Raw genomic sequence first — 26116 nt, 5'->3', positions numbered from 1 at the left:
CATGTCCCTTGTTTATTCCAAACTCAACCATCCCTTGCGCGTACCGCTGGCAGCGGAAGTCCATTCCAGGCCTTCATTACGCTTGCATGCACCAGAGACGCTAACTCATCTGGCGATTTTTGCCAGGAATGATGCCCATCTCGGTGGCGATAATCTGCTGACGCAACAAGTCATATTGGGCGACTTTTGCCGGCACTTTGCTGTGGCGAGCCCCTCAGGTGATGCCAAGTATTTCTTTCATGATTTCGGACGTTTTCGCCTTAAATGGGAGTGCCATACAGAGTTTGCCACTTATACCTTTGTGGAAAGCCAGGCAGAGCCGCATGATAGCGTTCAGCATGAGACCGAGTTGTCCCAGGTATTTGCCAATGTTCCCATCCGGCATTTGCCTCAGCACTGGTTGTTTGAATTGCAGGAAAAGGTCATGGTCGCCACCCATGTGGCCCTTATTCCAGAAGCGCAAGAATTTCATCCGCCTTCGCCAGTAAAGCAGATATTTGAGGGTGGGGTGGTGGTGGGCAGTGAAGTCTTGAGTCGCGGTGAAGTGTGGACAGATTTTCTGATACAGGCTGATGGCTTCAGCCGCTTCGTCGTCATGGATAATGGCTTTCTGGATCAACAGGCGGGCCGCACGGTGCAGCGGCTGCTGGAGATCGAGACCTACAGGATGATGGCACTGCTGGGTTTGCCGCATGCGCAAAATGCTTCTTTTGTGTTGAATGATATCGAGAGTGCGCTGGTGACCCTGACTGCAGCGATGACCATGGCGGGTAATGGTCATGGTGAATCAAGTTCGACAGACGCCGAGCAAAGCTTGCTGCGGCAAATTATCGACCTGGCTGCCCGTACTGAAAAACTGGCGCTGGAAAACAGTTATCGCTTCGCGGCTTCCAAGGCTTATTTCAAGCTGGTGCAGTCGCGTATTGCCGAGTTACGTGAATTCAGGATAGAAGGTGTGCCGACCATAGGTGAATTCATGGACAGACGTCTGGCACCAGCCATGAACACCTGTGAAGCTATCGTAAGACGGCAAGAAACACTGGCAGAGCGTATCGCCAATACCAATGATCTGTTACGCACCAGGGTAGGCATCGTACAGGAGCAGCAAAATCGCAAGATATTGCAAAGCATGAATGCCAGGGCGGGCCAGCAATTGCGTTTGCAGCAGGCGGTCGAGGGTTTGTCGGTTGTGGCAATCAGCTATTATATGACGGGCCTGGTCTACTATACGGGCAAGGGCTTGAAGGCGATCGGTTTGCCGATTAACCCAGATATTCTGGCGGGCCTGTCTTTGCCCGTGATTGCTGGCGTGGTCTGGTGGGGTTTGCGCAAGATGCACAAGACTATACACTAACGATAAGTGTCAACCGTGTTCCCTGATAATGCGGGTGACGCCATTCAAATGCTTGATGTTGCGCATGATTTTTGCGAGATGGGTGCGGTCTTCGATCTGTATCGTGAAGTGAATATTGGTCATGTCATTGGCGTCACCATCTTCCATATTGACATGGCTGATATTTGCATCTGATTCGCCTATCTCCGCGGCGATGCGGGCAAGGGCACCACGTTCATTGGTCACCGTGACGGCAATGCGGCAATCAAAGCGACGGTTCAGGTCTTCACCCCAATTCACATCGATCCAGCGGTCTGGTTCCTTGATGTGCAGACGCTTGGCATGTTCGCAATCATCCGTATGCACAACCAGACCCTGATCACGTTTGAGCTGGCCAACAATGCCATCGCCTGGTATCGGCAGGCAGCAGGCCGCCAGTTGCACCGACAAGCCTTCGCTGCCATAGATAATGACGGGGTCGCGCTTATTGCTTATTTTGTCGCCATATTGCTGGAAAGGGATGGACGGTGAATCATCTTCCACCAGATCAAGTATATGTCTGGCCACAAGCGCTGCCATGCGTTTGCCTATGCCGATATCGGTGTGAATCTCATCAAGGGATTTTGCGCTGGATTCATTGAGCAGCTTATCGACCAGGCTATCCGGCAAGTCAGGGTTCAAATTCACTGACACCAAAGCCTGCGCCAGCAATTGCTTGCCCAGTTCTGTCGATTCATTCAGGTTGATCGTACGCAGGTAGTGGCGTATCGCGGATCTGGCCTTGCCAGTGCGCACATAAGTCAGCCAATTAGGCGTAGGGCGTGAATTGGGTGAAGTGATAATCTCGACGATGTCGCCATTTTTCAATTCAGAGCGCAGTGGTACCGGTTCATGATTAATGCGTGTAGCAATCGCCTGGTCACCAATATCAGTATGTATATTGTAGGCAAAGTCCAAAGCTGTTGCTCCGCGTGGCAGGGCAATAATTTTGGATTTTGGGGTGAACACATAAACAGAGTCAGGGAACAAGTCGATTTTGACATGCTCCAAAAATTCCGCAGAGTCACCGGTCTGTTTTTGTATGTCCAGCAGAGATTGCAGCCAGGCGTGCGTGCGCTGTTGCAAGTCGGTCAGGCTACCTTCTTCATTCTTGTACAGCCAGTGTGCAGCGACGCCTGATTCGGCAACATGGTGCATATCACGCGTGCGTATCTGGAATTCGACGGGCGTACCGTAAGGACCAATCAACGTCGTGTGCAGGGATTGATAGCCATTGGTCTTGGGGATGGCAATATAGTCCTTGAACTTGCCTGGCATGGGCTTGTACAGGGCATGCAAACTACCCAGCGCATAATAGCTGTCTCGAAAATCGCTAACCACGATACGGAAACCATACACGTCAAGTACCTGGGAAAAACTTAAGTGTTTGTCGTGCATTTTGCGGTAAATGCCGTACAGGGTTTTTTCACGGCCATATACTTCAGCCTTCAATCCAGCTTCGGCCAGGGCGGTTTTTACTGCATCCATGATCTTGTTGACAACTTCGCGACGGTTGCCGCGCGCCGCTTTGACCGCTTTTGACAGTGTGCGATAACGCATAGGGTAAAGATGCGAAAACGCCAGATCCTGTAACTCACGGTAGATATTATTCAGTCCCAGTCTGTGCGCTATAGGCACATACACATCCATGGTTTCGCGTGAGATACGGCGCTTTTTTTCCGCCGACATGAAGTCCAGCGTGCGCATATTGTGCAGGCGGTCGGCCAGCTTGACCAGAATCACGCGCACATCCCTCGCCATCGCGAGTAACATCTTGCGGAAGTTTTCTGCCTGTGCCTCTATCTGGCTCTGGAATTCTATTTTTTCCAGTTTGGAGAGACCATCAACCAGGGTGGCAACTGGTGCGCCAAAGCGCTCGATAAGCTCGTCTTTTTTAACGTCCTGATCTTCCATCACATCATGCAAGAGCGCAGCCATAATAGCTTGCACGTCCAGCTTCCATTCCGCACAGATTTCTGCCACAGCGATGGGGTGGGAGATATAGGGCTCACCAGACTTGCGTACCTGACCCAAATGCATTTCATCAGAAAAGCGATAGGCTTCCTTGACCAGCTTCAATTCACTGGCCGACATGTATTCGCTGATGCGGTTGGTTAATGCAGTAATGGAGGCGACACCGGTATTCGTTGATGATGCACGAATATGGTCTATTTCATCCAGGTGGGAGGTATGCTTGTTGATGGTATTAATGCTGCCAGGGATATTAACCGTAGTCGCAGGGCTGCGCATGACAGCCAGCGCGACAGGACTTGAATCGGCCGGTTTGTTTTCCAGAGATGAATGACTATCATTAAGGTTCATTCTGTAATTCCCGGCCGGATAAGGCGTGAAGAAGGAGCGGCTAAGAATGCAGATGCGGTTGTTTACACCGGCACTTTTTTCAACATTTCTATACCAATTTTACCTTCAGCGATTTCACGCAGGGCGATGACCGTCGGTTTGTCTTTGGAGTCAACCTTAGGTGTGTGGCCTTGCAGCAGTTGGCGTGCGCGGTAAGTGGCGCACAGTGTCAACTGGAAACGATTAGGGATTTGTTTCAATGCATCTTCAATGGTAATACGTGCCATATTTTTTCCTCGATACTAAAAATTCACTAAATTGGGTTTGCGAATCAATTCGCGTTGGCGTGAATGCCAAGTTGGGTGAACAGCTCGTAGTGGCGTGTTGCCTGTTGTGCAAATCGGCAGCGCGTGGCTTTCACAATTGCATTCAATTCTGACAAGGCTGTTGCAAAGTCTTGATTAATAATAACATATTCGAACTCTGGAGAGTGCGCCATTTCACCGCCAGCAGCCAAAATGCGCTTGGTAATGACATGCGGCTCGTCCTGGCCGCGCTTCCTCAGGCGCTCTTCAAGTGCCGGGATGGAGGGCGGCAAGATGAAAATGCCAACAGCGCCAGGGAACTGTTTCCTGACTTGCTGCGCACCTTGCCAGTCTATTTCCAGCAAAACATCGGTGCCAGAGCGCATCTGGTCTTCTATGATAATGCGTGAAGTACCATAGTAATTCCCAAATACTTCTGCCGACTCCAGAAATTCACCCTGCGCCTTGCGCACCAGAAAATCTTCTGGTGTCGTGAAATGGTATTCCCGGCCATCTTGCTCGCCTGGACGCGGTGCGCGGGTAGTGAAAGAGATTGATAATTTGATCGCAGGTTCTTGCGCCAGCAGGGCATTGACCAGCGAAGACTTACCCGCACCAGAGGGGGCGGCGACCACAAAAAGACTGCCAGCAGTCGTATTATTGGTTTGCATGATGTTCCTCCGGTAGATTAATTCGGGTCAGCTCAGGTCATTTGCAAGATAAAATCGGGCTGCATACTCCTGTCAGCCCTTATCCCGAAACATTTCCCAAGAAAAAGAGTGCGGGAGTATAAGCAAATGTGCCTGTTTATTCAAGGTTTTGCACTTGTTCGCGCATCTGTTCTATGAATAACTTCAATTCCATGGATGCATCAGACAATTCCTTGGATGCTGCTTTAGAGCCCAGAGTATTCGCTTCGCGATTCAATTCCTGCATCATGAAATCCAGTCGTTTGCCAACCTGGCCACCTTTTTTCAGGATGTGCCTGGTTTCTGTCAAATGGGCTGACAGGCGCGCCAACTCTTCGGCCACATCCACGCGTATGCCATACATGGTCACTTCCTGACGGATGCGGTCCAGCGCTTCTTCGCGGGAGATGGTCTGACCAGCGTTATTGCCGCTGGATTGCAGAGCCAGACCCAAGGCTTCTTCCAGTCTAGTAGTGGCCTTTTGCTGGAATTGCTGGACGATTTGTGGCATCAAAGGCGTGATACGGATGACAATTTCTTCCATTGCCGCGATGCGGCTCAACAGCACTTGCTCCAGCGCTGCACCTTCACGCTCACGGCTGACGACGAATGCTTCCAGCGTCTTGTTGATCGTGTCATTGATAGCAGTTTGCAAGAATTCAGCATTGATTTCGCTTTCTTCTATGACGCCGGGCCAGCGTAGGATTTCATTGGTGCTCAGGGGTATAGCATCAGGGAACTGCTGTTTCAGATTGACCTGGAAACTGGCAAGCTGCTCTAGCAAGCTTGCATTGAGGCTTTTATTATGTGTTTCTGTCAGTTTTTTGCCAAAACTGAAGCGACACTCCACTTTGCCGCGCGCCAGCTTGCGCGTCAGTGCTTCGCGAAACTGCGATTCAACCGAGCGAAACTCGTCGTTAATACGAAATTGCAGGTCCAAAAAGCGAGAATTGACGCTTTTGATCTCTATGGTAATGGTGCCAGCATCGGTTTCATTGGTGCTGGTGGCATAACCTGTCATGCTGAAAATGCTCAAGGTAATTCCTTAAAAAAGCGTGAACTGTGTACTGGAGTGGCAAAATTGCGCATTAGACACTAGGATATTCTTTACAAATACCGCAATAATCAACACAATCCGTTTTGTATAGTGAATTGGACGATTGATGGCCGCACAAAATAACGCACCTCTGCCAGATGGACTGGAAATTGCCGGATACCGCATTGTAAAGAAAATTGCGTCCGGTGGCTTTAGTATTGTATATCTGGCTTCTGACGAAGATGGCAACGCAGTTGCAATTAAAGAGTATTTGCCCAGCTCCCTGGCTTTACGCCAGCAAGGTGAACTGGTGCCAGCAATCTCGAATGAGAACTTGCCGATTTACCGCATAGGATTGAAGTGTTTTTTTGAAGAGGGCCGTGCACTGGCACGCATCTCGCACCCGAATGTGGTCAGCGTTATCAATTTCTTCCGGGCCAATGAAACTGTGTACATGGTCATGGCTTATGAATCTGGCCGCTCTTTGCAAGAACACATCCTGCGTCGTCGCGACAAAGGTGAAAAGCCACTGGTGTCAGAACGCTTCATCCGTCGCATGTTTAATCAGGTCATGAATGGCTTGCGTGAAGTGCATACCAATAAGCTGCTGCATCTGGACTTGAAACCAGCGAATATCTACCTGCGTCTGGATGGTACGCCCATTTTGCTGGACTTTGGCGCTGCCCGCCAAACTCTTAAAACTGACATACCCAAGCTCTACCCAATGTATACTCCGGGTTTTGCTGCGCCAGAGTTGTATTTAAAGAATGGCAATCTGGGGCCATGGACTGATATTTACAGTATTGGTGCTTCGATTTTTGCTTGCATGGTAGGTGCGCCACCGCAACCTTCAGACCAGCGCAAGACCAGTGACAAGATGGAAGGGCACTACCGCAAGCTGGAAGGTTTATACTCTTCAGAACTGATAGAAGTAGTACGCTGGTGCCTGCAACTGGATCCGCTGGAGCGGCCGCAAAGTGTGTTTGCCCTGCAAAAAGCCTTGGCTATCCAGGCACAACCGCAGCGGGAATTGACCTTTATGGAAAAAATGACATTGAAGTTCAAGACCCTGATTGCTGGAAGAAGAAAAAAAGTCGAAAGCGATCATACGACCATACAGGAAAGCACCCTGAATTAAAGCTGCATTAAGCTGGTAAAGCTGTTTTCGCTGTGAATGTTCGTCGCTGGTCAGGCTCTGGAGCAAATGTATGCGCTCCCTGGCTTGTTTGTATCAATAACCATTATAAAGTTTTAAAAATCTCATGCGTTTTTCCGTTTATCAAGAAAGTCATATTGGTGGCCGCAAGGTCAACCAGGATCGTATGGGTTACAGTTTTACCCGCGATTCGATTTTGCTTTTGCTGGCGGACGGCATGGGTGGTCACATCATGGGCGAAATGGCCGCAGCCATTGCCATGCAAACTATAGGTAACCTGTTCCAGCAGCAAGCACATCCGATGATAGGGCGGCCAGAGCGCTTCATGGAAGACAGCTTCCTGGCGGCTCATCAAGAGATACATCGTTATCGTGCCATCAATAATCTGCCCGAAACACCACGTACGACCATCGTTGCCTGCCTGATACAAAACGGCTATGCCTATTGGGCGCACTGCGGTGATTCACGTTTGTACTGGATGCGTCAGGGCCAGATTTTGTTGCGCACCAAAGATCACTCCCGTCTGGAAACCCTGATTGCCCAGGGCAAGGTTGATCCGGCAGAAAGACACACCCATCCTGACCGCAATAAACTGTTCAACTGCCTGGGTGCACCCAATGCACCTATTGTTGAATTGTCACGCCGCGCGGTATTGCAGCCTGGCGATTTGCTGTTACTGTGTTCTGATGGCCTGTGGTCTGTCTTGCCTGACCATATGCTGGCGCAGCGCCTGCATGACCACACCATCGTGCGTGCCGTGCCTGAGCTGATACGCTCGGCCGTTGATATCGCTGGCAAGCAAAGCGACAATGTCACGGCGCTGGCCATGATGTGGGAAGGTGACGACAGGATGGATAATTCCACCATCATCTCGACCAATACCTTGCCTATAGGCTCGGTCACGACCACCATACAGGCCCCAGTCGATGCAGAAATTGAAACCACCGATGGTGACGTCTTCAATGACGCCGAAATTGAAAAAGCCATAGCAGAAATTCGCAACGCGATCCACAAATCATCACGCATCACCTCCAAGAACTAAACATCATGTCAAACTCATTTCGCCCTAGCGGGCGCGCACCGGATGCACTGCGTCCGGTGGTTATCAGCCGCCATTTTACCAAGCATGCAGAAGGTTCTGTCCTTATCGAATTTGGCGACACCCGTGTTATTTGTACCGCGAGTATAGAAGACAAGGTGCCAGGCTTTTTGAAAGGCAAAGGGCAGGGCTGGATGACTGCAGAATACGGCATGTTGCCACGCTCCACCCATAGCCGTATGGACAGGGAAGCAGCCAAGGGCAAACAATCGGGCCGCACCCAGGAAATCCAGCGCCTGATAGGCCGTTCCCTGCGTTCAGCCTTTGATCTCGAAGCCTTTGGTGAGCGTACCCTGCATATAGACTGTGATGTGATCCAGGCGGATGGTGGTACCCGCACTGCTTCCATTACCGGCGCCATGGTCGCAGCCTATGACGCATTTACCAAGCTTGTAGAGCGTGAAGTCATTCCCGCCGTCCCACTCCGCCATTTTGTGGCAGCTATCTCGGTTGGTGTGTATCAGTCCCAGCCTGTGCTGGATCTGGATTATCCAGAAGATTCTCAATGCGACACTGACATGAATGTCGTCATGACTGAACATGGCCACTTTGTTGAAGTGCAGGGCACAGCAGAAGGTGAAGCATTTGACCGCATGACCATGAATGCCTTGCTGAATCTGGCACATGACGGTATTGCCGATCTGATCGCCTTGCAAAAAGAAGTATTGGGTTTGCAGGTCAGTTGATTGGAAGTATGAGTATAAGAGTAGATGAGTATGAGCAAAAACCAGAAAATAGTCCTGGCCTCGAATAATCAGGGCAAGCTCAAAGAGTTTTACCAGATACTGTCACCGCTGGGTATAGACCTCAGGGCACAATCTGAATTTGACGTGCCTGAAGCTGAGGAGCCTTATCCCAGCTTTGTCGAAAATGCGCTGACCAAGGCCAGGCATGCATCACGCCTGACGGGTTTGCCAGCGCTGGCCGATGATTCAGGCATCTGCGTGAATGCCCTGCAAGGTGCACCTGGTGTGCTGTCTGCCCGCTTTGCTGGTGAGCCCAAGTCTGATGTGCGCAACAACCAAAAGCTCATCGCAGATTTGGCTGGCATGGCTGATAAGTCCGCCTATTATTACTGTGTGCTGGTCTTTGTGCGTTCAGAATCTGACCCGCAGCCCGTAATTGCCGATGGTATCTGGACGGGTGAGATTATTGCAGATGCGCGTGGTGAAAACGGTTTTGGCTATGACCCACACTTTTTCATCCCCAGTTTGAACAAGACTGTGGCTGAACTCGCAGCAGCAGAAAAGAATCAATTGTCACACCGTGGGCAAGCCTTGCGCGCCCTTGTAGAAAAACTGAAATGATACCCATCAAGCCCATAGCGGCAAGCCAGCCAGTGCAAAAAAAATCACCGGATTTATCGAATATACCCGGTAACGTGGCCAGCCAGTATCTTGCACCAGGCAACCTCAACCTGACGCAATTGCCGCCGCTATCGCTATACATCCATTTCCCCTGGTGTGTGCGCAAATGCCCTTATTGCGATTTCAATTCGCATGAAGTCAAAGGCAGCTTCGACGAGTCCGCCTACCTGGATGCCATGCGCGCTGATCTGGAAGCAGCCTTGCCACTGATTTGGGGTCGCAAGATTTACACCATCTTCATCGGCGGGGGTACGCCCAGCCTGATGTCGGCGGCTGGGTTGGACAGATTGCTTTCTGACGTGCGTACGCTATTGCCACTGGATGGCAATGCAGAAATCACCATGGAAGCCAATCCCGGTACTTTTGAAGCAGAAAAATTTCGCTCTTATCGCCAAAGCGGCATCAACCGCTTGTCGATAGGCATACAAAGTTTCAACTCCAAAAATCTGGCAGCTTTGGGCCGTATCCATGATGGTGACGAGGCGCGCAGGGCCATAGAAATCGCGCAGGCAAATTTCGATAACTTCAATCTGGACCTCATGTTTGCCCTGCCAGGCCAGACCATGGATGAAGTCAGGGAAGATGTGGAAACAGCCATTTCTTTCGCACCACCACATCTGTCGCTATACCACCTGACGCTGGAACCCAATACCTATTTCGCCAAGTTCCCACCAGCGATACCTGATGACGATCTCAGCGCAGAAATGCAAGACCTCATCCACGGGCGCATGGCAGCAGCAGGCTACGGCAATTATGAAGTCTCTGCCTATGCGCAAGCGGGCAAGGCATCAAAGCACAATCTCAATTACTGGAACTTTGGTGATTACCTTGGCATAGGCGCGGGTGCGCATTCAAAAATATCTTTCCCACACCGGGTAGTACGTCAGGCGCGCTACAAGCAACCCAAGGCTTATATGGACGCCATGGCTGCTGGTAATTGCATACAGGAGTCGCATGAAATTCCTGTGGATGAAATGGGTTTTGAATTCATGTTGAATGCACTGCGCTTGCAACAAGGGTTCAAGGTCAATTTGTTCCAGGAGCGCACTGGCATGCTGCTCAACAGTATAGAAAAAGAATTGCTGATTGCTGAGAGCAAAGGTCTGCTTTACCGCGACCATGAAATCATTTCCCCCACACCGCTGGGCAAACAATTTTTGAATGACCTGCAACAGATATTCCTCGGTAGCGAATAATTTATTTGCCTGAATTAAGTCTGACACGAGTCCAATAAAGCATGGCATTTTTACTACATGCTTTATTGGTGAAATCTAAAATATCTCCTATCCTGATAGCTGAGTATCAGCATCCATATGCCTGTTGGAACATCAACAGCGAGGCAGTTTTAAGTTGGAATTCTGGTAATTGTGTCAGATTGCACTCATCAAGTATCAAAATACCTCACCTGTCGCTTTAAATTGTGTTGCAATTGGTTAAGTCCCAAACTAATATCTCTACCAATTTTTGTAACATTTGACATCTTTCTTTATGACTCTGGCTCGTGGAATAGGCACTTTATTGCCCGTGATGAATAGCAAGCAACAGTTGCTTGCACTTCAAGCTGATTTTGGTGCTTTGCCAATCGGCGATGTCATTGCTTTGCTCCAGTTTTTGCATGAAAAAGAAATCTTTTCGAGACTTTCTGGCATTTCTGTTCTGGTCAGGATTGCAGATCCCCTGCTTGTCCCGGCAGACATCGATACACGCTTGCCACTGGCACGCATAGTCCTCGGTGTGCCTGCAAAATCTACAGAAGACAAGGAAGTGCAAACCAGGCTTAAGTATTTCAACTCGCATGGCGCACGCATCATCATTGATGATTTGCAGGCGCACGACAATGCGATATGGGAAGGCGCAAAAAAAATCAGTGTTGATTGCAGCAAGAACATTCCTGCCCACATCAAACCTTTGCTGTTACGCCTGCACGGCGGAGATCACCTGGCGCAACATCTGCCTCATGCAGCCTTGCAAGAGCAGGCGCATGAGGCCGGTTTTAAATGGTTCTCTGGTGATTATGCATTTCACCCACCCGTCAGCAACAAAGCAGCAGATGCCACTGCCAGAACACGTTTATTGAAGTTACTGGGCCTGGTCGCCCGAGATGCAGAATCGCGCGAACTGGAAGAATTATTCAAGCAAGATGCAACCCTGTCCTTCATGCTGTTCAAGCTCGTCAGTTCTGCCGCCTTTGCGCAAACCGTGCGGGTGTCCAGCTTTGGTCAGGCTATTAACTTGCTGGGGCGCAGACAGTTGCAAAGATGGCTGCAATTATTACTGTATGCACGCCAGCTAGATCACAGCGGCAGCTTGAACCCCCTGATGCCGCGCGCCGCATTTCGCGCCAGCTTGATGGAAGCAATTTGCCTCAAGCGTGGCGGCAACAAGGATGAGCTCGATTGTGCCTTCATGGTCGGCATGTTTTCTTTGCTCGACAAACTGTTTGGCAATCCCCTGGTTGAAGTGCTGCAACCTCTAAACCTGCATACAGAAGTGCTCGATGCCTTGCTGCATAAATCAGGCACGCTAGGCAAAAGCCTGGATCTGGTAGAAAGGGCAGACCGTCCTCTCAAAGACTTTGATGCTGGCTTGACAGGCGAACTGGGCTTGAGTGCCGATGATTATTACGACTGCATGATCACTGCATATACATGGGTGAATCAGGTTTGCCAGGATATGTAGCCAATGACCAGACAAGCTGCGATAGACGAACTCGAAGTTGGTGCCAGTCTCGGAGAGGCTGTCTTGTGCCTGCAAGGTCAGGAGCTCGACGCCGCTTTAAATCGCATAGTCAAAGAAGTTTTTCGTGACGCCAATGCGGCATTTCGCCGGGGCAAACTGGATGAACAAAAAACACAGGTTGATGTGCTGTGCATGGCATCACCTGAGACCTATTACATCCTGTCCGGTAAAAAAGGGCAGATCAACGAAGCCGACCTGGCAAAACTAAATACCCTTGCCAGCCTCACCGCCAAGCTGTTTTGCAAACGCGCAAAACTTGACCAGGAGTTACAGGCATCTGCCCAGGCACAATGGCAACAGACCCAGATCATCGACCAGATTCACGAGTCCGTCGTTACCATGGATTTGGCAGGTTTCATCCTTAGTTGGAACCGCGGCGCAGAAAGACTCTTTGGCTATGTCGCGCAAGAAGTCATAGGCAAAAACATCCTGTTCTTATACGACGATGAGGGCGAACCGGATCCCCATTTGTATGACAGCTTCCTTGAGCATGGTGGTCGCGAAATGGAGGTGCGCCGCAAGAAAAAATCTGGCGACGTATTCTGGGCCAGCCTCAGCCTCTCACCTTTATGCGATGCCCAAGGCCTGCCCATAGGTATCATAGGCTATCTCAGCGATATCACTGCCCGCAAAGAAGCAGAACAAAAAATCAATCACCTCGCTTATTACGATGCACTGACCAACCTGCCCAACCGCAGCCTGTTCCGGCAACTCGTCGATAATGCACTGTTGCACTCACAAAGAAACAGCAGCAGCGCTGCGATTATCTTTCTTGACCTGAACCGTTTTAAACTCATCAATGACACACTTGGTCATGACATAGGCAATGAGTTATTGCGCCAGGTCGCCGCCCGGTTCTTGCTAACCCTGCGCGAGAATGACATCGTAGCCCGCCTTGGTAGCGACGAATTCGCCATCGCCGTACTTGACATCAACCAGCATTTCCATGCCAGCCTGGTCGTACAAAAACTCTTGCAGTCATTGAATGACGCCTTCATCGTCTCTGGCCACGAATTGCGCGTCGGTGCCAGCATAGGCATCAGCATCTTCCCGCAAGACGGCAATGACGCCAATGCCTTGCTGCAAAAAGCCGACATCGCCATGTACAAGGCCAAGCGTAGCGCCGGCAATGTCTCTGGCAGTTTTGTGTTTTACAGCGACAGCATGAACCAGAGCATCGCTGGCAGGTTGTATCTTGAATCCAGCATGCGCAAGGCGCTGGAAAATCAGGAATTTTATTTGCAGTACCAACCCAAAGTCGATATCAAAAGCGGAAAGATCATCGGTGTAGAAGCCTTGCTGCGCTGGCAACACCCAGAAAAAGGCCTCATCTCGCCGGCAGAATTCATCCCTGTCGCAGAAGAAACCGGCCTGATTCTGCAAATCGACGCCTGGGTACTCGAAACCGCCTGCGCCCAGGCCAGGGAATGGCAAGACAGCGGCATAGCGCCGTTCCGTATCGCAGTCAATGTCACAGCGAGAGAATTCACCAACAGCCTGCCCCTGCGTGTTAAAGAGGCCCTGCAACGCTACCAGATATCACCACTATGGCTGGAACTCGAAATTACCGAGAGCATGCTCATGCACAGCACCGAGAGCGTCATCGCCATCATGGAGCAAATCACCGCCCAGGACGTCGTGCTGGCCCTCGATGATTTTGGCACAGGCTATTCCAGCCTCTCATACCTCAAGCGTTTCCCTATCGACACCCTGAAGATAGACCGCTCCTTCATCCTCAACATCCCCACAGACCAAAACGACTGCGCCATTGCCAGCGCCATCATCATGATGGCCAAGCAACTCAAACACAAAGTCATCGCAGAAGGCGTAGAAACCCGCGAACAACTGGCCTTCCTCATTAACGCCGGTTGCGACGAAGTGCAGGGCTACCTTTACTCCAGACCCGTCAGCCCCCAGCATTTGCTTGCTTTGCTGGATAAAAATTTCCATTTCGAAATTTGATCCTTGCCCAAGCCCGCCACTCAGGTTATACTGTGCGGCTCGGAAGCTTGGCAGAGCGGTTGAATGCACCAGTCTTGAAAACTGGCGAGGTGTTATAGCCTTCGTGAGTTCGAATCTCACAGCTTCCGCCACGGAATACGAAAAAGCCCTTGATAATCAAGGGCTTTTTTATTTTCACCATTTATTGTCGCCAGGCCGCCAAGCCCTCAAAATACGCAAATTGGGCTGAGTTGCGGAGACGATCTCCGCAACCCCCGTATTTATCGGGTCGGTTTGACCTCTTCACCGATACGGCGATACACTTTTTCTGTGATCTGTTTGTCATTATGACCAAGCAATTTGCTGGCATCGTGCAAACTCGCGATTTCGCTGGCGGCTTTTGATCGGATATCCCTGAATTGAAACTTTTCAATTTTGCTAGCAAGGTGACCATTTCCATCAAGCCTAGCTTTTTCCGCTGCAGACGACCTGGCTTTCTCAAAACGCAAGCGTAACGTCCATTTGTTTAACGGCTGATCTTGTTCCGTAGTAACAATATAAGATTTGTTAATTCGGTGCAGCCGTGCAAGAATCTGATCGAGCGCAAGGCCCAGCTCCGAACGCACGCCATTGATATCAAGCATGATCCGTAAAAACTTCTTGGTTTTGCCTTGTTTGACATGCAGTGCACCGTTATGGATATCCGTCTCCAGCATGCGCAGCACGTCACCTGGTCGTTGACCAGTTAAATAGGCCATATCCATCGCATCACGTAACTCGAAGGGGGCGAGGGCGTATACAGCCTCCCATACATCCTTTGATGCGTAAAAATCCCTGGGCTCCTCCTTATTCTTGCGCACTCCACGGCAAGGGTTTTCTTGTGCGGTATATCCCCATTCTCGCGCAATGTTAAAAATATGCGACAACAACGCCAATTCCCTGTTTGCGCGGATCTTCGCCGTTCTCACATCTCTATAAGCAGCAATCATTTGCGGCGTAATAGCATCAATAGGCGCAGAGTCGAACACTTTACGCAATTGTCGTATTGAGTCTGCATTGTCTTTCTGCGTGCTTCGTGCCTTATCCGGCAGGATATACCGCTCATAGCGATCAAAAATATGACACATCAGGCCAGTTTCAATCGGCGCAGCAACGCACTCCAGTTCAGCCCATTTTCGCTTGGCCTCGTTCAAGTCCTTACCCAAAGGGATTTCCAATCGCTTACCGACTTCATCGCGCCCGTTGTAGTAATAACTTGTCCAAAGTTTGCCACTCTTCAGCTTCTTAGTCCGTTTTAGCATTTTTGGTGGCAATTCCCGCGACGTAGTTTTTGGTCTCATAGTAAAAATCAAGATAATTTAGAAAAATCAGGCACCCAAGGCGCAGCTGGGGCAAAACTGGCAGGATTCACGCCCGCCAGCTTCAAGCGGGCATACAAGCGGCCCACGACTGGTTCCCCGTTACGTTTCAAGTGATATACCCAGCCATTATTTACCAGCCACGTCACCTGGTCGTGCCGGCGCGGGCAGCCGGTGATACTTGCCAGCTCATCGCTGGTCAGTGTCTCAGTGTCCACTCTTGTTTCGAAAATTGAACTCATATTTCACTCAACGTGGCGCGAAGCCATTATCAGCAAGGGCGTCTGCAACCTTCAGCGCACCTTCCTGCATCAAATAGGCTTCATCGATATTGGCAGCAAGCTGTTTAAATTCAGAAAACTTGACTCGCTTAAGAAATTGGGCCAGCGCCAATGCTTGATCATCATTCATGTATGAAGTTATTTTCACGGTTTTCATGTGAATGGCCTTTACTTAAAATTTGTATAAATGATTTCTTTGAAAATTCCTGAGCGTCTAGCAAGCAGGACAAGTGCCGTTGCAGCGCAGAGCGCCACGACGCCGTTTCCAACGCACCTGAGGCGTGAGGCTCTGCTATCGTCCATGTGATAGGCCACCCCATTAACCAGGTCGCAAAAAGTGGATTCAAGTGCCGGCGCAAGTTCTGGTCTTTGTTCAAGAATTTCTCCCCATCTGGCGTCCGCTGGCCCTGGTGCGAATAATTCAAGGTAGCCCGGTACAGCGTCAGATGGCCTGCTTTCGCGCTGCCAGAGTTCTCGGAATCCTGCGCCGTTGGTGTCGGCCACGTGTGAGTAACGAAGTTGGGTAATTGCTGCCCACGGCGCGTCCCAGCATTCCTCTTGCTTTGGCTTTCCGGGCTGTTTGCTGTCCTGTGATCTCTTCCTGTAGGCGTCGGCCAAGATGACGCCACCTGAATCAATGCGGGGCTGTTTCTTGCTGCCTCTGCAGCGCACACACTGCGGTTCATTTCGCTCGCTTTGGGCGTCGGCCATTGACTCGTCTGCTGCCTGAGATTTGGCCCGAATTTCCCGTTGCTGTAGGATGAGCTGTTGCAATCCGGTGTTGCCCAATTTGCCGCCTGCGAGTTCAGGTCGATTGTGTAGCCCACATTCAACTTGCGCTGATAGTTCCCGCTTGTCACCAGGTCCGGATTCTTGCTGTCTCGCGCCTGTGGTGTTGACCAATTGTCGCCAGGCAAAACAGAACCATCTTGCCCGGCCATGGCTGGCGCCCACGTCTGACGCTGAAAGAGTGATCCATTCCGCATTCCACCCACGGTCGGCCAGTTCTCCCAGGACTCTGGCGGCCGCTCTTTCTTCAAGCTCTCCTTCTTCTTCGTCCATAACGGTGGCGGTGGCAGAAGCGATAGCTGCGACGTTCTCCAGAAAGAGGAACCACGCACCGCAAGCATCTGCAATTTTTGGGATTTTAAAAAATAGTCCGCTTCTGTCGCCGTCAAGACCTTCTCTTGCGCCAGCAATTGATAAGTCCTGGCACGGGAACCCGGCAAGGATGCCGTCCACTTTTCCAGTAAACTGGCTTGCATCGAAGGTGGTAATGTCGGACCAGACAGGTGCCTGGGCCAGTGATCCTTCTTGCATGCGCGCAACCAGGACGCTGGCCGCGTATGCTTCCCGCTCAACGTAGCAAACGGGGCGATGTTGCATGCCCATGTACGCAAGTCCTGCTCCGACTCCTTCGCCAAGCATTCCGACTCCTGCAAATAATTCAATGGTAGATAAAGCCATGTCATACGTTCCCCACGTTCTCGGCCACGATTGCGGCCACTGTTTCAGCATCAATACCCAGCTTTTCAGCCACTTCCCTGCAGCGGGCCGCGTTAGCCTTACCAGGCGCGTAAGTGACGGCATACGCCTGCAAAATACGATGTTTAGCGACGATCATTTGCCACCTCTACCGGGTTCACCGTGACGCCGCAGGCGCCAAAAAAATCATAGGCAGCGTCGAAAACTGCACCGGCCTCCTGGGCAATGGCGAAGTATTCAAACTTGCCCAGGTCCGTTTTTACTTTGACTTGAAAGCTCATTTGTTCAGTCCTTTCTTTGTTTATTTTTCACGCTGGAAAATCCAGCATCTAACGGTTGTTGCCGGGGTGGCGATTGGTGACTGTGTGTTTCGTACAAGACTGTAGATAGGCTTGTTAGCTTCAATAAACTTGCGGCGGGCGCTGGTCTTCAGTACCTTTTTAAGGTCGCGCAATGGCGGCACTTGCTGACGTTTCTCTGTTGCCACCTGCAGGAAGTGGTTCAGATTGACGGCTATCAGATTGGGGTCACGCGAATGATTTAAGATCGACATATCCCCGTTATCCAGATAATCAAACGCTTCCCAGAATTCCTGCACCAGCACATGGTCACTATTGATAACCTGTTGACGTTCCTCCGCCATGGTCACAATCTGCGCTTTTAAGGCGGCCTGCTGTGATTCAGACAGCTTCACAACCAGAGCTAGGGCATCAGCCAGCGCCAGCATTTGCGCGTGGGTTTCCACCAGGCGCGGCATCTTTATATTCTTGTTTTGGCGAAGTTCCTTGAGGTAGAGCGGTGTGTTTGTACCTACCAGCTCCATAACTGCTTTCTCGCGCTTAGTTGCGGCCAGAATGAAGCCCGACACATTTTCGACCGACATATACTTCAATTTGTCGGCCGCCTCACCAGATGCCGGTGATTGAGTAGAACGATCAAAATACAAGTGCACAATCCTCGAAAGGATGGCTTCAGAGGCATTCACCGGGAAATTTTGAGAAATAATGATTGCACCGCGAAACGGTGGCTCATAGGTTTCATTGCCGCCTGTCGCCATACCCCTGGCGCGTGTGCTACGGCCGTTGTAAGCCGTTTTCAGTTCATCCCAATCAAATGACTTCACATGGCTCTTGTCTTCACCCATGCGTTCTCGGTCGGATTCAATCAGCACCACCGGCATGCAAGATACTTGGCTGAAATTGCGCGCTCGGCCTGGCAGACTTGATTTAGCCGGGTCAAAACCTTCATAGCCATTCCGGCCAAACAGTTTCCACAAGAATTCAATCAGCGTCGATTTACCTGCGCCAGCCTCGCCTACAATCTCCAAAAATGGATATGACGATTGTTTAGCTCTGATTTGTTCAGCAAACAATGAGCCAAACCAATAAGTTAGCGCCACCAGCCCCTTGGCACCAAAAGCTGTCCAAATCAATTCCAGCCAGTCTGTGCGGTAGTCATTGCGGTCGCGGTTTATGGTCAGGTGTACAGACTTGTTCAAAGACTTGATCGACAGCTTGCCAATATCAAAAAAGTCTTCGCCGTTCACCTCATTCAATACGCCGTCTTTCATCGCCACATCACCCAGCACATAGCAGCCATGCTCAAGGCTGTAGCCTATGTAATCAATGGTGTCCACGCGCTTGATGTTGTAAAGCTGGTCCGCCAGAATGCGGTCAAGCTGCTGGCTGCTGCCGCTAAACATCGCGCCTGCAGCCATACCCAACAGACGCTTTTTAAACTCTGCTGAACTCGCTATCTGCGCGGCCGTGAACGTGTTCTTCACCGGCTTACCGTCATGCGGGAAAGACACCCGGAAGTAGTACCAGCTCTCGTTAGTGATCAGGTTTTCTTGAAAATACAGCGCCCTGGGCAAACAATTGGCAATTTGCCGCACCATGCTCGATGTCACCAGCGCCTGGTCGCGTAATGCATACTCAGACAGGCTTTTTGCCTCTTCGCTATTGTCCTGCTGCTCCCTGGCCTTGTTATACCGTTCCAGATCGAGGCGGAACCAAAATAGCCGGTTACCAAAATCAAAATAGAATTCTGTCTGGTCACCGTCATGCTTATAGATCAGCAAGGCTTTTTCTGTCGGCGTCCTGGCAAGCAGCAAATCACCGTGATAGCGGTATTCCTCAATATCATCGTCAGTCAGCAAGCCGCGCTGGTGCGCGTCGTTCCAGTCCAGCTTGCCTTTACCCTTTTGCGGGATCTGGGCGGCCTGGCACGTCCAGCCGGATGCCTGCGCCTTTTCAACATGCTTCTTGCTAAAGCTGCGCCCGGCGTTGTCACCATCCAAAGCCCACACCAGCTTGCAATCCTGATTGCCGCGAGATACTGCCAAATTGCGTAAGGCCTCGTCAGGGTAGTTATTGCAACTGCCCAGGGCAACGGCAGCAATGCCGTGATGCATCAGCGCCAAGGCATCAAAAACACCCTCTACGAGCCACAATTCATCTTTGCCTTCAGGCACCACATTGTCAGGCTTCCACCACAAGCCGTAATACTTAGAACCAAACTTAAAATGCGCCTTCTTTTTGCCAAAGCGGTGCGGTTGATCGATGATCCTTTCCCAATAGCCATTCGCAAACGGAAAACGTACCGTCGCGCTGCCTATCTTCAATTCCTGATCAAAGTAATACTCCTGCGTATACATCCCCTGAACCTTGGCCAACTCAAAGCCACGGCCGTGCTGCATATAGGCGTCGGCCGCAATATTCGGGTTTTGGTTCTGTGGCGTCGGCTTATAACGGTCAGACCAGTTATCAAACAGATCTGCATACAACTCTTTGACGTGGAAGGTTTCGCCGCAATTGTTCAGGCGGCCGCAACGCAATACCCAGGGATGCTCTGCATTCGTGTACAGCTCTTTTTTCTTGCATGCCGGGCATTCGCCGCCGCGTAGCATGCCGCTTGAACCTGGCTTGAATTTAAATTCAGCCAGACGCAGCGTAATTTCATGATGAAGTGATGAATCCATACGATCTATTCAAAGTCGCCGGCAGCGCGGCGTTTAAAGTCGGGCACGTTGGCCCTAAGTGGTTTAGAAGAGGGCACAGCAACAGGCTTGCCAAATAAATGCGCCGGGATCTGTCCGCACCAGCAGTGCGCAACCATTTCTAAGTAGTGACGAATAAATGGCGACATCTGCTCAAATGGCACCGAAACATGCAAAGCGGTGTGCACCTGGCGTAACTCGTCATCTGTAGGTTTGGGTATAGGCATGATTTTTTGTGACGCGTCACGAAAATTTGTGCTGTTCTTCAATCAGCAACTGGCGGCCTTCCTGCAGCAGCCGCACATTGCGGGAATATTCTTGCTCGGCTTCCACGTCTCCCAAACGCTCTGCGATGCCCTGCAGGCGTTCATTTTCTGTGATGCCCAGGCTGATAGCGCCCATCAGGACGACATACACTTGATTAGGCAATCTCATTACGCTGCCCCCTTAAAAAGTTGAATTTCTGTTCCCGCTGACGGTCGCGATATTCCTTGGCGCGCTGGGCGGCACTTTTGGCATTTGGCTTGCGTGGGCGGCCCCGGCCGGGATTGTTAAAGATGTCGCGGGTAAAATCATCACCAGGCTGTTGCATGCTCACCACTCCCCGGCAAGGCCGCCAAGATCGTGGATGACTTCCCCTATCAGGCTGCGGTTATACAAACGGCTCATGGTTGGGCCGCGACGGGATGACGCCAGCAGCTTGTGTATCTCTCGCGCCAATACAAAACGGGTTGCAAATGTCAAACGCATGGTGGCCTCCAAAATATTTAGGCAAAAAAAGTCCCTCACGCCTGATAACAGGCATGTTCATTCATCAAAAAAGGGTTAGGGCAGGGCGGCTAGATCAGCGTCACCCGACAGATAAATTCAGCGACAATTGATTCAAGGCAGACTGCCGGGCATGCCGTGAAATAGGTATCCTGACCTTATAGTCAGGCGTGGCAGACAGCGATAAAGTGCGTAACACCTCAAGGCCAGCCACAAACACATGGCCGCAATCCACGTTATTGCAGCGGTACGTGATTTCTTTAAACATGGGTGACATCGTGCGGCTTTTGATGGCTCGTACACCCTGGGCGCAATGAGGGCAAGGCAAACCAATTACTCTCATTCTGTCGTCCTTTCAAAATCTTCAAGTGAAACTAAATTCATTGCGCGGCCATTGCCAGTCATTCTCTGCATGCCCATGCGTAAAAAGCGTTTTGCCAAAAATTCAGCCGTTTCATCAAGGTCACGCAGCCCCCATTGAACACGCACTTTTTCAAGCATTTTTAATTCTGAGTCCGTGAAATCGGTATGGAGTGAAGGCATCTTCTTGTTTCGTCTACTTCAAAATGGCCTGATGGTGTCTGTCAAAGTAATTACTTTGCAGATAAGATTTCTGGTACTTGCTCACCCAGCAAAGCGATGGCTTCGCGCAAAACCAGATCACGCATAAATGCCGCAGGTTGATCGCCCTGATAAGCGGCCATGGCTTTGATTAACTCAAACTCATAGTCATCAAAGCGGATCATCATTTTATTGGTCTTGATGCGTCTTTTATCTGCGTACATGGCGGCCTCGCTTATTTGGATTCGGCAAGTTCACGCTCGTAGTCTGCCAGGCCGCGCAAATAGACCATGCGCGCAAAAGCAGAACGGGAACGTACTTCCTGGGCAGCGTATTTGTCTGTCTTCGCCATTTCTTCAGCAGACAGCCGCAAAGCAAGAGGGAGAGCCAAAGGAATTTTTGGCGCACGACTAGCAATAGAGGGCAGGCTCATAATGTATTATTAAGAGTAGTTACAGGGTGTAGCTAATATAGTGGGCAAATGACCACATGTCAAACAATTTATTGGGCATATGTCTAATTTTAATGAGAGATTGCGTGCAGAGCGCAAGAGACTTGGTCTAAACCAAGAAAAATTTGCATCGTTGGGCGGTGTCACGAAGGACACGCAGCTAAATTATGAAAACGGCTCAAGAAAGCCAGATTCTGAATATCTAGAATTACTCGCCAGGGCGGGAGTAGACGTCACTTATTTGCTAACGGATGTGAGGACCGAGAGCAATCTTACTGAAGATGAAAGTGAATTGATTGCGGGTTATCGTAATCTAGATATACGTGGCAAAGCAGGGGTGCTGGGCATGATCAGCGGCATGGCCACGCCTCAAACAATTGGCGGCACAACTAATCAAGGCAAAGTGGGGCAGCAAATCACTGGCGACATTACCGGAGCAAAGGCGGTCAATCTAATAGGAAAAAAAATAAAGAAGTAGAAACCGATAACAGCCAAACGATAGAAATAGAAGCGAGTATCGGCCAGGCCGTCTTAGGCCATATTAATGAAGCACCACGATTAACTACATACATGCATATAAACGTTGGCTCTGAAACTGAGCCAACAAAGTTACAAGTCCAAGCAGAAGGTGAGCGCACAGATGTCACAGTCACAGCACCGCTTGCAATTCACAATATTATCTGCAACAAGAAAGTAATAGCGGATTGCGAGCATTGCACGACGAAGGCACCAAGGCCGACGATATCAAAGCATGGCCGGATATATCTGTTTGCACTATGCACAATAATGCTTTTCGCTTTGATAGAAATTACTGTTATTCCCACATTAGCAGAGCCTAAAGAAGAAAATCATTTATTAGACAGTTGCTACATTGACGACAGCCAGCACTCAATCGGAAGTGTTGCCAAGATGAAAAATGGTCAGTACAAAGAATGTGTGCAAGTAATTGATGAGGCACCGCAGTGGCGAGCCATCAAACGTGAGCGATTGCGGTGAAATAGTAGTGTATAAGCGTTAGCTAAACTTAAAAACGCATGGTGATGGCTACATTCAATGCAGTCATCGCCATGTGATCTGTAAAAATGTAAAGATTAAATCTAAATCAAATGGGGAGTAATTGCCATTGCTCCCCGTGCTGAAAAAACTATTCCTACAGATACGTTTAGATTTTTCCGCAGGTTTGGTCCACCCTTAGAAGACATGCAAATAACAGGCGGCCATCCTTCTTTTTCAACAAAGCACTGCCTATAATGTACGTCAGTTATTTTCCCAACCACTCTAAGTGGTGCCATTGTGACTCTATCAGTCGGTTTAAAAAATGGGTTTTGCATTTCTATACTAGCAAATTCACGTGCGACACTCTCATTGAATACACGTGCAGCCTCACTAAACTGTTCATTTAAAAAAAGTAAACCGCCATAAGTTGATATAAATCTTGAATCACCTAATCCATAGGTAGTGCTAAGCGATAAAACTGCGATTGCTTCTTTCCAGTTCTTCGTCATATCCGTTCCAATGTCGAGTATTGCGAGTGCATATTCAAGAACAGAGCGATATTCGTCTGGATTGGCGAGCACATCGGCATGCAAAGTTTCCTTTGCTTTTTCTGGATGCCCTGCGATTCGGTATTGTTTGGCTAGTAGATAACGTGCAACTGTGCTTGTCGGTGATTCTTTCACTGCTCGTTCCAATGATTGCAAGCGTGCAGGCTGATCTCCCAGCCAGTTAGAGATTTCCGATGATACGATCCAAAGCCCATCTCGCACTCGAACGTTACGTAGTCCCTCGCTAATAACCTCTTCCGCTTTTTGAATGTATTTTGCCGCTTCCTCTTCATTTTCTGATTTTCTTGCCCAGGCCAAAAATAAATCTGCCAAGCCTTGGTAGGCATATTCATCTTTTGGACTGGATGATATTGACTTTCTATATGTTTGTTCTGCACGGGCTACATACTTTCTCCCAATCTCGTAGCCTTCTGCGTTGACAGCCATAGCCTTAAGTGTTTGTCCTTTAGTATGGTTTAATACCCTTGGGGTTGTTCCAGGCATTTGCATAGCTTGGTCAATTTGCGCAAGTGCGAGTTCAGGTCGATGTTCGCGTAAGAGCATCCTTGCATAGTGCTGTTTGACATAAGGGCTATGAGGATCCTTTTTACAGGCCATTTCAAAAAAATAAGTTTTTCCTTCTAAAGTTCTAATTGAATCAATCAGATGATCGTTTCTGATCATCTTTTCAAATGCCTTCGCATCTATCCCATAATTCAGATTTAACTTTGAAACAAGAGATTGCAATATTTCCTCTTTATCAGTTGGGCTTCCACACCTCTCCCAAACTATTCTTGCAATTGTCCTGTGTCTAGTTCTTGCTATATAAACGTTATTAACTTCATCCGCACATTCAAAAACTACGACACCATCTGTTGGATTCTTCGCTTCAAGATACATTTCCGCAACTGACGTGCCGAGAATAGCAGCAAGAATTACATCTCGAATTAGGGCATCATGTTGATATATACAAGCTACAATCAAATAAAGCCGTTTAGACATATCGCCTTCAATACCTCTATACTCATGCTCCAAAATCGCATCAAAGCCCAGTTCTTCGGTCGCTTCTCGCATGGCTACAAGAAGTTCCTTCCCATGGGTTTTTTTTACTGCAGCAAATTGCAAATCTCGGCTTAATGGTTCAAGTTTATTTAATGCATGATTTTTACTTAAAAAATCTAGAAGCTTATTTATCTCATCGTCACTTAAAGATTCGACGGGGAATTGTTGCCCTGAAATGCGACCTTTTGCTTGCGCCCATTCATTTCGCTGCTCACCCAATAAAAATAATGCAGGTTTCTTTTGTTCACGCAGAACAGCAATCGCTTTTGTCAGTCCATGCCGTCGATCTGCCGCATTGTCAATAAAGAAGAATGGGATGTTTGGGAACAATGAGGCCGCATATTCAATATCCCCTTCAAGAACAGGCTGCCCGATTTTATGAAAAAAAACTGGTCCGATATTTTCAGTAACAGACCTAACCGCTAAGCTCATCAATATAGTTGAAACACCGTAACCTGCTGGTCCGACCAAAATATGGGAGGCTGGACCTTTTGGTGTTGTTGTTGCATAGTCCAAAAGATAATCGAAAACTTCTTCTTCAATATCTCTCGAAAAATAATGTTTTCCTCCCATTGTCGCCCAGTTCGGAATATCACCTTGTAGAAATGCTTCAACGTTTGGCTGGTCGTCAAAAGGTGCTTGGTTTACATATTCCCAAGATTTCAATAAACGTATCATTGCAGCAGGATTGTTGTGGAAAGCCTCAACAAGGTTACTAGGAACTTGCTTAACAATCTGGCGCAATTGATCTTCTTGAACTGTCGCAGCATTCAATTCACTTCGGGCAAGCTCTGCAAACTCATTGAAGTAGCAATCAAGACATTCAATTCCACGCGACCTTAGGATTTCAATATCAATGGCATCAGTTTTTGGCGTAACTCTGTAGGATATAGGTAATTTTGAAGGTGCAAATTCAGTCGCAATTTCGTGTAATACAAGCTTCCAATTTGGATCGCGATGACTGTAGCCAATATATAAAAATGTAGAAGTTGCAAACTGCTGTTTCAATTGCTCGAACAACATCCGTCTGCGTTCCCTAAAAATCGTGTAGTCATCTTCAGTAATTACAATGTTTTGATGTTCCCCAAATAGCGCGCCATGAATATGATAGATAGGAACTTGAAATCTCAAGTCATATTCAACTAGATCTTGAGTAGAGGAAATAGAAATTGGCGCTTGTAGCGGCGACGAGTTGAGTTCGTATGCGCGTTCAATACCAAAATCATAGTTTGTTGTGTAGATTGCTCGCCATCTATTTGTAGTCAGCCAGCGGACATGTTCGTCCGGTACTATATTTGCTAATCGCTTCCTGAGAAAATCATCTAAATCTGATCGACCTCTTCTTAGTGCAACAACTTGTGATACTTTAGTAAGGTCTTCAGAATCGGTATCAATTTTAAAATGTATTGCTAATTCCTTTGCTAACGCGGCACCATCAGGAACCAAATTATTATCTGAACCAGTCATGTGGTAGCCAATCCCAGCACCAATGAATAAAACACAGTTGCCAGATTCAATTGCTGTTTTCAAACCTAATGGAATTGTTATAGTCACCGTTAATCCTTCATGCTTAATATGTTGAATGGACGTGCAGAAAAATTTT

30 protein-coding genes and 1 tRNA gene are annotated in these 26116 nt (G+C 49.2%); 11 read left to right on the top strand and 20 right to left on the bottom strand.

The genetic code is table 11. The annotated features are described in order from the left end of the window. The first annotated feature begins 1 nt into the window (after window position 1). Window positions 2–1354: a DUF3422 family protein gene (locus tag ACO0LG_RS11350; RefSeq protein WP_423026322.1), complete on the top strand. Its 1353-nt coding sequence runs from the start codon at window positions 2–4 to the stop codon at window positions 1352–1354. A gap of 9 nt (window positions 1355–1363) precedes the next feature. On the opposite strand, the gene ACO0LG_RS11345 is transcribed toward ACO0LG_RS11350, so the two are convergent. The 4 genes from ACO0LG_RS11345 to ACO0LG_RS11330 all read right to left on the bottom strand — a co-directional run bounded on the left by ACO0LG_RS11345 (window position 1364) and on the right by ACO0LG_RS11330 (window position 5688). Further along, a complete protein-coding gene (locus ACO0LG_RS11345; protein WP_423026576.1) occupies window positions 1364–3466 on the bottom strand; it encodes a RelA/SpoT family protein in 2103 nt (700 codons plus the stop codon). Between the two features lie 290 nt (window positions 3467–3756). Further along, window positions 3757–3960: a DNA-directed RNA polymerase subunit omega gene (gene rpoZ, locus ACO0LG_RS11340; RefSeq protein WP_186946559.1), complete on the bottom strand. Its 204-nt coding sequence runs from the start codon at window positions 3958–3960 to the stop codon at window positions 3757–3759. Between the two features lie 44 nt (window positions 3961–4004). Further along, window positions 4005–4649 (bottom strand): guanylate kinase, encoded by a 645-nt coding sequence (gene gmk / locus ACO0LG_RS11335; RefSeq protein ID WP_423026320.1) that lies wholly within the window; start codon window positions 4647–4649, stop codon window positions 4005–4007. 136 nt (window positions 4650–4785) lie between these two features. Then, window positions 4786–5688, bottom strand: a complete 903-nt coding sequence (locus tag ACO0LG_RS11330) for a YicC/YloC family endoribonuclease (RefSeq protein ID WP_423026574.1) — start codon at window positions 5686–5688, stop codon at window positions 4786–4788. Window positions 5689–5830: 142 nt separating this feature from the next. On the opposite strand from ACO0LG_RS11330, the gene ACO0LG_RS11325 reads away from it, so the two are divergent. The 8 genes from ACO0LG_RS11325 (at window position 5831) to ACO0LG_RS11290 (ending at window position 14157) form a co-directional block, all read left to right on the top strand. Next, on the top strand, window positions 5831–6841 hold the full coding sequence (locus tag ACO0LG_RS11325) for a serine/threonine protein kinase (protein WP_422951362.1): 1011 nt from the start codon (window positions 5831–5833) through the stop codon (window positions 6839–6841). Window positions 6842–6965: 124 nt separating this feature from the next. Further along, the gene (locus tag ACO0LG_RS11320) at window positions 6966–7901 is read left to right on the top strand and encodes a PP2C family protein-serine/threonine phosphatase (RefSeq protein WP_162041117.1); all 936 of its coding nucleotides are present in this window, start codon (window positions 6966–6968) and stop codon (window positions 7899–7901) included. A 5-nt stretch (window positions 7902–7906) separates the two neighbouring features. After that, window positions 7907–8644, top strand: a complete 738-nt coding sequence (gene rph / locus ACO0LG_RS11315) for a ribonuclease PH (RefSeq protein WP_423026317.1) — start codon at window positions 7907–7909, stop codon at window positions 8642–8644. Between the two features lie 30 nt (window positions 8645–8674). After that, window positions 8675–9265 (top strand): RdgB/HAM1 family non-canonical purine NTP pyrophosphatase, encoded by a 591-nt coding sequence (rdgB, locus tag ACO0LG_RS11310; protein ID WP_423026315.1) that lies wholly within the window; start codon window positions 8675–8677, stop codon window positions 9263–9265. Continuing rightward, entirely contained in the window at window positions 9262–10521 is a 1260-nt protein-coding gene (gene hemW, locus ACO0LG_RS11305; protein ID WP_423026313.1) for a radical SAM family heme chaperone HemW, read from the top strand. The genes rdgB and hemW overlap by 4 nt, the downstream gene beginning before the upstream one ends. 292 nt (window positions 10522–10813) lie before the next feature. Continuing rightward, window positions 10814–12004, top strand: coding sequence for an EAL and HDOD domain-containing protein (locus tag ACO0LG_RS11300; protein ID WP_423026311.1), 1191 nt, complete (start codon window positions 10814–10816; stop codon window positions 12002–12004). Between the two features lie 3 nt (window positions 12005–12007). After that, the gene (locus ACO0LG_RS11295; RefSeq protein ID WP_423026309.1) at window positions 12008–14026 is read left to right on the top strand and encodes a putative bifunctional diguanylate cyclase/phosphodiesterase; all 2019 of its coding nucleotides are present in this window, start codon (window positions 12008–12010) and stop codon (window positions 14024–14026) included. Between the two features lie 41 nt (window positions 14027–14067). Further along, window positions 14068–14157 (top strand) — tRNA-Ser (locus tag ACO0LG_RS11290). A gap of 129 nt (window positions 14158–14286) precedes the next feature. Here ACO0LG_RS11290 and ACO0LG_RS11285 read toward each other — a convergent pair. The 15 genes from ACO0LG_RS11285 to ACO0LG_RS11215 all read right to left on the bottom strand — a co-directional run bounded on the left by ACO0LG_RS11285 (window position 14287) and on the right by ACO0LG_RS11215 (window position 21889). Further along, window positions 14287–15345: a tyrosine-type recombinase/integrase gene (locus ACO0LG_RS11285; protein ID WP_423026307.1), complete on the bottom strand. Its 1059-nt coding sequence runs from the start codon at window positions 15343–15345 to the stop codon at window positions 14287–14289. Between the two features lie 8 nt (window positions 15346–15353). Beyond that, window positions 15354–15605 carry a DUF4224 domain-containing protein gene (locus ACO0LG_RS11280; RefSeq protein WP_423026305.1) on the bottom strand — a complete coding sequence of 84 codons (252 nt, stop codon included), beginning with the start codon at window positions 15603–15605 and terminating at the stop codon, window positions 15354–15356. A 7-nt stretch (window positions 15606–15612) separates the two neighbouring features. After that, on the bottom strand, window positions 15613–15801 hold the full coding sequence (locus tag ACO0LG_RS11275) for a DUF7706 family protein (protein WP_423026303.1): 189 nt from the start codon (window positions 15799–15801) through the stop codon (window positions 15613–15615). Window positions 15802–15812: 11 nt separating this feature from the next. Next, window positions 15813–17111, bottom strand: a complete 1299-nt coding sequence (locus ACO0LG_RS11270) for a DNA cytosine methyltransferase (RefSeq protein ID WP_423026301.1) — start codon at window positions 17109–17111, stop codon at window positions 15813–15815. Between the two features lies 1 nt (window position 17112). After that, window positions 17113–17268, bottom strand: coding sequence for a hypothetical protein (locus tag ACO0LG_RS11265; protein WP_423026299.1), 156 nt, complete (start codon window positions 17266–17268; stop codon window positions 17113–17115). Beyond that, window positions 17255–17410, bottom strand: coding sequence for a hypothetical protein (locus ACO0LG_RS11260; protein WP_423026297.1), 156 nt, complete (start codon window positions 17408–17410; stop codon window positions 17255–17257). The genes ACO0LG_RS11265 and ACO0LG_RS11260 overlap by 14 nt, the downstream gene beginning before the upstream one ends. A 20-nt stretch (window positions 17411–17430) precedes the next feature. Next, window positions 17431–20109, bottom strand: a complete 2679-nt coding sequence (locus ACO0LG_RS11255) for a toprim domain-containing protein (RefSeq protein WP_423026295.1) — start codon at window positions 20107–20109, stop codon at window positions 17431–17433. Window positions 20110–20114: 5 nt separating this feature from the next. Then, complete coding sequence (locus tag ACO0LG_RS11250; protein ID WP_423026293.1) at window positions 20115–20354, bottom strand: hypothetical protein; 240 nt, start codon at window positions 20352–20354, stop codon at window positions 20115–20117. A 16-nt stretch (window positions 20355–20370) separates the two neighbouring features. Beyond that, window positions 20371–20562, bottom strand: a complete 192-nt coding sequence (locus ACO0LG_RS11245) for a hypothetical protein (RefSeq protein ID WP_423026291.1) — start codon at window positions 20560–20562, stop codon at window positions 20371–20373. Further along, the gene (locus ACO0LG_RS11240) at window positions 20549–20719 is read right to left on the bottom strand and encodes a hypothetical protein (RefSeq protein WP_423026289.1); all 171 of its coding nucleotides are present in this window, start codon (window positions 20717–20719) and stop codon (window positions 20549–20551) included. The genes ACO0LG_RS11245 and ACO0LG_RS11240 overlap by 14 nt, the downstream gene beginning before the upstream one ends. Window positions 20720–20721: 2 nt before the next feature. After that, on the bottom strand, window positions 20722–20877 hold the full coding sequence (locus tag ACO0LG_RS11235; protein ID WP_422951376.1) for a hypothetical protein: 156 nt from the start codon (window positions 20875–20877) through the stop codon (window positions 20722–20724). A 100-nt stretch (window positions 20878–20977) separates the two neighbouring features. Then, entirely contained in the window at window positions 20978–21238 is a 261-nt protein-coding gene (locus ACO0LG_RS11230; protein WP_422951377.1) for an ogr/Delta-like zinc finger family protein, read from the bottom strand. Further along, window positions 21235–21438 (bottom strand): hypothetical protein, encoded by a 204-nt coding sequence (locus ACO0LG_RS11225; RefSeq protein ID WP_423026287.1) that lies wholly within the window; start codon window positions 21436–21438, stop codon window positions 21235–21237. The genes ACO0LG_RS11230 and ACO0LG_RS11225 overlap by 4 nt, the downstream gene beginning before the upstream one ends. A gap of 50 nt (window positions 21439–21488) precedes the next feature. Beyond that, window positions 21489–21680: a hypothetical protein gene (locus ACO0LG_RS11220; RefSeq protein WP_422638511.1), complete on the bottom strand. Its 192-nt coding sequence runs from the start codon at window positions 21678–21680 to the stop codon at window positions 21489–21491. Between the two features lie 11 nt (window positions 21681–21691). Beyond that, window positions 21692–21889 carry a hypothetical protein gene (locus ACO0LG_RS11215; protein ID WP_423026285.1) on the bottom strand — a complete coding sequence of 66 codons (198 nt, stop codon included), beginning with the start codon at window positions 21887–21889 and terminating at the stop codon, window positions 21692–21694. Window positions 21890–21968: 79 nt separating this feature from the next. Here ACO0LG_RS11215 and ACO0LG_RS11210 point away from each other — a divergent pair, with 79 nt between their 5' ends. After that, window positions 21969–22385, top strand: a complete 417-nt coding sequence (locus tag ACO0LG_RS11210) for a helix-turn-helix domain-containing protein (protein ID WP_423026283.1) — start codon at window positions 21969–21971, stop codon at window positions 22383–22385. A 92-nt stretch (window positions 22386–22477) separates the two neighbouring features. Then, complete coding sequence (locus ACO0LG_RS11205; RefSeq protein ID WP_423026281.1) at window positions 22478–22903, top strand: hypothetical protein; 426 nt, start codon at window positions 22478–22480, stop codon at window positions 22901–22903. Between the two features lie 101 nt (window positions 22904–23004). Here the strand turns inward: ACO0LG_RS11205 and ACO0LG_RS11200 are convergent, their stop codons facing one another. Then, window positions 23005–26067, bottom strand: coding sequence for an SIR2 family protein (locus ACO0LG_RS11200; protein WP_423026279.1), 3063 nt, complete (start codon window positions 26065–26067; stop codon window positions 23005–23007). Window positions 26068–26116: the final 49 nt, after the last annotated feature.

Origin of the sequence: Undibacterium sp. Ji42W (assembly GCF_049340405.1) — a bacterium.
Classification (GTDB): Bacteria; Pseudomonadota; Gammaproteobacteria; order Burkholderiales; family Burkholderiaceae_D; genus Undibacterium.
The sequence above is the reverse complement of the archived record's forward strand: the minus strand, read 5'-3'. Positions and strand labels throughout refer to the sequence as shown.